General features: G+C 63.4%; 2 protein-coding genes. Both read left to right on the top strand.

The window, feature by feature from the left end:
• Nucleotides 1–1,233 (top strand): glycosyltransferase (locus A5695_RS13375; RefSeq protein WP_068082363.1); only part of this gene is annotated, 1,233 nt, incomplete at its 5' end.
• Between the two features lie 417 nt (nucleotides 1,234–1,650).
• The coding region (locus A5695_RS13380) for an AMP-binding protein (protein ID WP_156749621.1) at nucleotides 1,651–4,088 on the top strand (2,438 nt) is incomplete at its 3' end.

The raw sequence follows: 4,088 nt of genomic DNA on the forward strand, positions 1-4,088 counted from the left end.
GATATCGAGCCCTGCGCCGTCGTCGGTCGGGAGTTGCTGCGCAGGGGGCACGAGGTGTGCATGGCTGTCCCGCCCGATCTGATGGCTTTGGTCGAATCGGCTGGGCTCACGGCGGTCGCTTACGGCCCTGACACGCGCGCATACATGGCTGCACAACGAAGATTCTGGACGTGTTTTTTTCATACAGTCTGGAGGATTCCTGAGCTGATCAGGTTGGGTCGCCAGGTTTCGGCGCTATCAATCCAGTGCTGGAACGAGGTGTGCGCGGTGTTGACATCGCTGGCGGACGGGGCCGACCTGCTATTTACCACCATTCCGTGCGAGCAGGCCGCGGCGAACGTCGCCGAGTTCTACGACATTCCGCTGGTCACCCTGCATTATTATCCGGTGCGGCCCAACGGGCGGCTGATACCGGCTCTGCCTGGGCCGTTGACCCGCTCCTTTATGAGCTTGTCCCGGTGGCTGTCCTGGCGCATGAACAAGGGGTTCGAGGACGCACATCGCCGCGAGCTGGGCCTGCCCAAGTCGACACACCCCACGCATCGACGGATCGCCACCCGCGGCTCGCTGGAACTCCAGGCTTACGACGAGTTTTGTTTCCCGGGTTTAGCCGACGAATGGGCGAATTGGGGTGATCGACGGCCTTTCGTCGGTGCGCTAACGATGGATCTGGTGACGGATTCCGACGATGCTGCGCGGAACTGGATAACCGCCGGTACGCCTCCAATTTGCTTCGCGTTTGGCAGCATACCCATCGAATCTCCGGCCGCCACAGTTGAGATGATCAGCCAGGCTTGCGCCGTATTGGGCGAGCGGGGTTTGATTTGCGCCGGGGTAACTGACTACAGCGAGATCCGGCATGCCGACCACGTCAAGGTAGTTGGGACGATCAATTACGCGGAAACGTTTCCACTTTGTCGGGCGGTGGTCCACCACGGTGGCGCGGGCACCACAGCCGCGGGCCTGCGCGCCGGCATCCCCGCGCTGGTCCTCTGGACGGAGCACGATCAGCCCGTCTGGGCAGCCCAGATGAAACGACTGGGAGTGGGTACCGCTCGACGCCTGTCGACCGCCACCCGGGGCTCGCTCGTTTCGGACTTGCGCCGGATTATCACACCGGAATGCACCGCCCGGGCCCGCGAAATCGCTGCACACATGACGCGACCCGCCGTAAGCGCTTGGTCCGCCGCCGATCTAGTCGAGGACTTCGCCCGCTCCAGCCGAGTCCGATGACGGGCGAAGTCACGCCGGGTCGACTGCGTTGCGCACGAGGGCGACTGCACCGCATCTGCACCGCTTCGCGATTTTCCGCCGCGGTAACCGCCAAAAGCCGAGACGGGTGCGGTGGCTTTGCGTATCGTTTGGACTGCTTTGTATACCCGAGTGGGTCATCTAGGGGGAGTCGGTGTTCATCAGTTCGTCGCATCGCGCTGGTGATCGTGTTGGTCGTCCCTAAGGGCGAAATGATTCACCACTCGCGGTCGAGAACCTCAGGCGCCGTAGCCGGCTAGGCGGTCGATTTGCGGACAGTTGGTCGTGCCGCGCGCGTGGACCGCGTGGAAAAGCACCGTGTCGAGCGCAAGCAAGCGCGACCGGCCGAAAGCGATCCGCTCATTGAGCGACAAGTCCGCGCCAAGGTTGAGGCTTCCGGTGGATTCTGACGGCGGGGCGCTGCCGCTGACGCGTGGGCAGTTGGATATCTGGCTCGCGCACGAAATGAGCGGCGGAGGCGCGGAGTGGCAGCTCGGTCTCTTGGGCAGAATCGCAGGCCCGATAAACCGTGATCATCTCCACCGAGCAATTCGCCAAGCGGTGCGCGAGGCCGAGCCGGGCAGGGCGGCCTTCTTCGAGGTTGGCGGGCGGGTCGTTCAACGGGCGATCGACTATCCGGATGCGCCGTTGGACTTCTACGATCTCAGCGGGTCGGACGATCCCGCGGAAGAAGTTCGAGAGATAACCCGGTCGATTCAACGAACGCCGATGGCGTTGACCGGCCCGCTCTTCAGGTTCGCCTTGTTCCAGGCCTCGCTTGACGAATTTTTTCTGTTCGCCTGCTGCCACCACATCGCTATGGACGGGTTGGGTATGGCGCTGGTCAGCCGCCGAATCGCCGCCATCTACTCCGCAATCGCATCGGGTGAACCGCTTCCTCCACCTTCTTTTGGTTCGCTGCAGGACCTGGTCGACTGTGAGTCGCAGTACGAAGCGTCCGACGACTATCGTGCCGACAAGGAATATTGGACCGCCAAGCTTCCGATCCAACGCGGCTCGCAATATCGCTCACTCACAGCAACCGGCGAACGGGAGACGTTCCAGCCCTCTGCGCGGGTCCGATTAGACCCGACGGTGGTCGGTCGGCTGAAAGATCTCGCGAAGGCATTGGGCGTTCGGCGGTATTCGTTGATCACAGCGGCGTGCGCTCTGTTGGTGCGGGGATGGAGCGGTGAAGGTTCGGACGTGGTCCTAGACTTCCCGGTCAGCCGGCGAGTGCCCCCCAAGTCGAGGATGCTTCCCGCGATGCTCACTGGAGTCCTGCCGCTTATTTTGAAAGTTCCGCCCGACTCCACCGTTGCCGATTTTTGCCGGGACGTCGACTCACGCATTCGGGAGCTGTTGCACCATCAGCGTTTTCCGATAAGCGCTCTGGGCGGTGAGGACACCCTGCCAGGCAGAAGGCAGGCATCGGATCGGCTGGCTGTGAATTTCATTCCATCCCGGCTGATGCTGGACTTCGGGGGCGCACCGGCGACAGCGACCTATACCAACCATGGGCCGGTGGATCACTTCGGGCTGTTCTTCCAAGGTTTTGGGGACCAGCTTTATCTCAGCACCGCGGGATCCGGGCTGCCGTTTTCAAACTTCGATGTCTCGGACTTGGCCCGACGGTTGCAGCGGGTGTTGGTGGCGATGACCGCGGATGCGGGGCGGCGATTGTCGTTGATCGATGTGCTTGATCAGGGTGAACGCGGTGTGCTTGATCGGTGGGGTAATCGGGCGGTGTTGACGGCGGCGGTGCCGGCGTCGGGTTCGATTCCGGCGGTGTTCGCTCAGCAGGTGGCGCGGACACCGCAAGCGGTGGCGGTCACCTTTGAGGACCGCGGTGTGAGCTATCGCGAGCTTGATGAGGCCTCGGATCGGTTGGCGCAGTTGTTGGTTGATTGCGGGGTGGGCCCGGGGTGTTTGGTGGGGTTGTTGTGTGCGCGTTCTGTGCAGGCGATCACGGCGATGGTGGCGGTGCTCAAGGCGGGGGCCGCCTATGTCCCCATCGACCCGGCACTGCCGCTGGAGCGCTTGGGGTTCCTGCTTGCTGACGCGGCGCCCGTGTTGGTGTTGGCGACGGCGGGGCTGGGTGGGGTGCTGACTGGGTTCGATGTGGCGGTGCTGGAGTTGGATGATCGGGCCGTCGGTGGTGGGCCGGCCACCGGGTTGCCGGTGCCCGCGCCGGGGGATGTCGCGTATCTGATTTATACCTCGGGTACCACCGGTGTTCCTAAAGGTGTTGCGGTCACGCATCATAACGTCACCGAGCTGCTGGCGGCCCTGCAAGACCAAGTGCCCGCGGATGCGGCCCACGTGTGGTCACAGTGTCACTCGTTGGCGTTCGATTACTCGGTGTGGGAGATCTGGGGTGCGCTGCTGCGTGGCGGTCGGCTGGTGGTGGTGCCCGACGACGTGGTGCGGTCGCCGCAGGACTTGCATGCCTTGTTGGTTGGTGAGCGGGTCACCGTCTTGAGTCAGACGCCGTCGGCGTTTTATGCGCTGCAAACCGCCGACGCCCTCGCCCCCGAGCCTGGAGAACAACTGTCGCTGCAGGCGGTGGTGTTCGGCGGGGAAGCCCTTGAACCGCAGCGCCTTCGGACCTGGCTGGACCATCATCCGGCTCGGCCGCGCTTGATCAACATGTACGGCACGACTGAAACCACGGTGCACGCGTCGTATCGGGAGATCGGCGCCGGCGATCTGGAGGGCGCGGTCAGTCCGATCGGTGGGCCGTTGGAGCACCTTGCGTTTTTTGTGTTGGATTCCTGGTTGCGTCCGGTGCCGGTTGGTGTGGTGGGTGAGTTGTATGTGGCCGGTGCTGGTGTGGG

It is taken from the genome of Mycobacterium sp. E1747 (assembly GCF_001667775.1).
Lineage (GTDB): Bacteria > Actinomycetota > Actinomycetes > Mycobacteriales > Mycobacteriaceae > Mycobacterium.